Origin of the sequence: Verminephrobacter aporrectodeae subsp. tuberculatae At4, from assembly GCF_000193225.1 — a bacterium.
GTDB classification, from domain to species: domain Bacteria; phylum Pseudomonadota; class Gammaproteobacteria; order Burkholderiales; family Burkholderiaceae_C; genus Acidovorax; species Acidovorax aporrectodeae.
Genome location: NZ_AFAL01000787.1, coordinates 1 through 3,261, shown reverse-complemented (window position 1 = coordinate 3,261; position 3,261 = coordinate 1). Strand labels below are relative to the sequence as shown.

Annotated in this window: 4 protein-coding genes; all 4 read right to left on the bottom strand. The window is 60.3% G+C overall.

Annotated elements, in window-relative coordinates; all coding sequences use genetic code 11:
• Positions 1-480 (bottom strand): contact-dependent growth inhibition system immunity protein (locus VTU_RS29335; protein WP_010108683.1); only part of this gene is annotated, 480 nt, incomplete at its 3' end.
• 90 nt (positions 481-570) lie between these two features.
• Positions 571-1,374, bottom strand: coding sequence for an endonuclease toxin domain-containing protein (locus tag VTU_RS30910; protein WP_010108682.1), 804 nt, complete (start codon positions 1,372-1,374; stop codon positions 571-573).
• Positions 1,332-2,585, bottom strand: coding sequence for a DUF637 domain-containing protein (locus VTU_RS29330; RefSeq protein WP_050809554.1), 1,254 nt, complete (start codon positions 2,583-2,585; stop codon positions 1,332-1,334). Before VTU_RS29330 ends, VTU_RS30910 begins: the two co-directional genes overlap by 43 nt.
• Positions 2,569-3,261, bottom strand: a 693-nt coding sequence (locus VTU_RS30905; RefSeq protein ID WP_010108679.1) for a hemagglutinin repeat-containing protein, incomplete at its 5' end; no start/stop codon positions are given. The genes VTU_RS29330 and VTU_RS30905, both read right to left, overlap by 17 nt.

Sequence of the window (3,261 nt, the reverse complement as noted above, 5' to 3'; positions counted from 1 at the left end):
ACCCGCGCCGCACGCGCGGTGGCCGCTGGGCGTTTCTACCCCGGCATCGAGTGCCGCCCTTGCGGCTTGCCCCAGCATTTCGTCGCTGGCTGGTTGCTCAACGATAAACTCGCGGTAGTCGGGGAAATGGTCGGGAATATCGGCAAACTCAGTCGGCTTATCCAGGCTGCTATTGAAGAAGGCATACACGTCCTTGGTGCGACGGCTGTTGGAGTTTCTGGCATTCTCATAGAGTTCTTCCAAGGTTTTGCAACCCGTCATTTCCAGCGCCTTGCGTCGCCACAGGACCAATTTTTTCTTCCACTCGCGGTGTGCTGCCTTTGCCGCTTCTCCCCTGGGCAGGGCGTCCCAGTCCTCGAACCGGGTGGCGTCGTGGCAGCGGCGGATGGCCGCACCAAATTCGGAATCGCTGACCGTTGTGGGCAGAAATTCGTCCAAGCCATGGTCCAAGTCCGTGCCGGTCAGGCCCGATGCGTACATGAAACTGGTCAATCGATAGAAAGTACCAAAACGTAAATTTCGATTCTACCTGTGACATCTTTGGTGGAATATTGAAAAGACATGATGACCTCACTTTACTACTACACTGATATTCACTACAACCCCCTGGGCGAGAGCCTTTTTTGCAACATCGTCCAATGCCTCACGCACTTTGACCGGGGTTCCGACCGGGATGGCCAATTCAATTTCTCGTGATTTGATATCTCCTTTTTCGATTCCATTCGGTTGACCTACTCTCTTATACTCTATCGCCTCATCGACGTAACGCCGCAAATAGCCCGACGCCCTCCATGGCTTCATGGGATTGCTTCCTGAAAGTCCCAGGGTGTCCATGGTCTTGATGCTTACCGCATGGCCCGTGGTCGGGTTAAAGGAATCGAAGGTTTTGTGCTTTGGTTGTATGTCATTAAGATTAATATAGCCATTTTTTTTGGAGTATTTGGTTTTTTCCAAGTATTTTTCAAAGGACTCCCCACGCAGATTTTTGTCGGGCGTAAACCAGTGTACAGCACCCCGAGTGGTAATGTCAGGCGTCGCCGCGCCTACGACTTTCGGAGCGGTAATAATAGTCCTGACGGCCCGCACTTGGCCACCGGTCAGCATCACGCTGAGGACCTCGCCCCCACCTTTGAGCTTATCGCGCGTGGCCGGGCTCAGGCTATTCCATTGGGTGCTGACCACCCGACCGGTCTTTTCATCGGTGTAGGTGACCATGGCATCGACGGTCTCCCCCACCCCATCCAGGAACTGGAGCGTAGCCGTCGTTTCCTTGGGGTAGGCGTCCATGGACAGCGTCACTGCCGTCTCTGTGCCCGAGGCGATGGCCTTGCTCAAGGGATCCTTGCCCTGGCCGATGATTTCCAGGCCCGCCATGGGATCACCGCCGCCGACCCAGGTGGTGTAGCCCCCCGCGGCAACGGCGGAGGCCAGCAGATAGACCAGCGGCACGAAGAAGAGATTGTTCTCAACCGCCACTTCCGCCGTAGTAATGGCAGTCTGTGCATTCCCCCCGCGTACGCACTCGCCGCCCCGGCCACCAGCTTGCTATACGCCAGCACATTGGCTTTTTCGGTCTCGGTGTAGAACATGCCGTTGGCCGGTTTGAACATGCTCGCGACCACCTCGCCTATGGCGCTGCCTATGGCGCCGTCCTTGCACCTGCCACCCGCCGCCGCCCCAGCCACGCAGCCGGCCAGCGCATGCGCCAGTTTGTGCGCCAGGTACTCGGCCTCCAGGCCCTTGATCTGGCTGGCCGCTTGGCCGTGCGCCGTGTCCACCAGGCCGCTGATCAGGGCGACCTTCAGGGCATCCTCCAGATTGCCTCCGGTGATGGCCGTGGTCGTCAGGGCCCTTCCGGTGGCGTTGATGAGGTTGTAGGTCAGCTTTTCCGAGAAGCCGGTCCTGCTCGACAGGTCCGTCATGGTGCTGGTGGCGCCGAGCTTGTCCAGCACCCCGGCGGTCAGCGCTGCCGCGATCGTGGCCTTGACCGTCTGGCTTGATCCCAGCGTCCTGAGGGCCTCGCCCACGTTGCCCTTGCTGTTGATGAGCGCGATGGCCGCCTGGCTGGCCAGACTGCTCAGCACGGCGTTGCCCATCATGCCCATCGTCGTGGTGGCGCTGCTGATCAGGCCCGCTCCCGCCGGCCCCAGCGCCCAGGCCACGGCCACCGCGACCAGCGCCGCACCCGCTTGCGTCAGGCCCTCCTGCTTGTAGTTCCATGTGTTGAACGCCAGCTTGACCGGTTGCCAGTTCACGTCCGTGCGGTTCACCAGGGTGTTCAGGTAGTCCATGCCCGGCTGCTGGCTCAGCGTCTGAATCTGCCGCCTGAAGTCGCCATCGGGAATCTGGACCACCAGACCCCCCGGTGCGTTGAACACGGGAGCGCTTGGCCCCGTGAAGCTGGGCAGCACCCCCGTCTGTGTCGTGCTGCCCGAATTGATCTTGCTTTGCCAGACGACGTAGTTGGCGTCCTGCGTGCGGGTCTGGGTGACGGTGTTCGTCAGGAGCTCCAGAATGATCTGCGCGTCGGCTCTGGCCCTCTCGCCCACACCGGGGTTAAAGGAGGCCCTACCGCCGTAGCGCACCTGCGTGCCTTGCAGCAGTTGGTTGCCTCCGGAGTTCGAGAGGATGTCGTTCTGGCTTTGCAGCTGGGTCGGCTGGCCCGCGAGGAGCTGGGTGCTGTTGATCGTGGTGCTGCGATCCCAAGTCCAGCAAAAAACTCTGTTCCTGGTAGGTGGTGTCCGAGATGTATTGCTGGTCCCAGACCGCGTAGTAGCGGATGCCGTCCCCCGCTTGCAGCGCCAGATTGCGGCTGGCATGGAATTGTGTGCCGTAGGTGGTCAGGTCGTTGCCTGCCTTGACCTCAATGTCCTGCGCCGTCACGGTCACGGGCGAGTTGGTCAGGTATTCGTGGTGGCGATGGGTGGTCTCGTCAACGTCGTTGCAGAAGACCCATATGCACGTCTCGTAGCTGCGCTCACTCCTGGACCGGTGCAAGCGATGCTTTTGCGCCGCCTCCAGCTTGATATGCCCCGAGGCTTGCAGGCTGGCTTTGCCGCTGGCTGCATTGATGGAGGTGGCGTTCAGAGTCAGGTTGCCCCCTTGCGCGCCGATGTTGACCCCGGTGTTGCCTTTGATGTCACTTGGCCAGAGGAGTACTTCATCCTGGAACCAGCCGCCCGGATAGGCTCGGTTGTCCACTGTCCAGCGGCCATGCTTGCCCGCAATGGTGGTGTCGCCCCCGGACTGTATGTTCACGCT

Excerpts from the sequence above, each read along its gene's own strand:
- VTU_RS30910 (WP_010108682.1), bottom strand. The coding sequence starts at position 1,374 with ATGGCGGGCCTGGAAATCATCGGCCAGGGCAAGGATCCCTTGAGCAAG.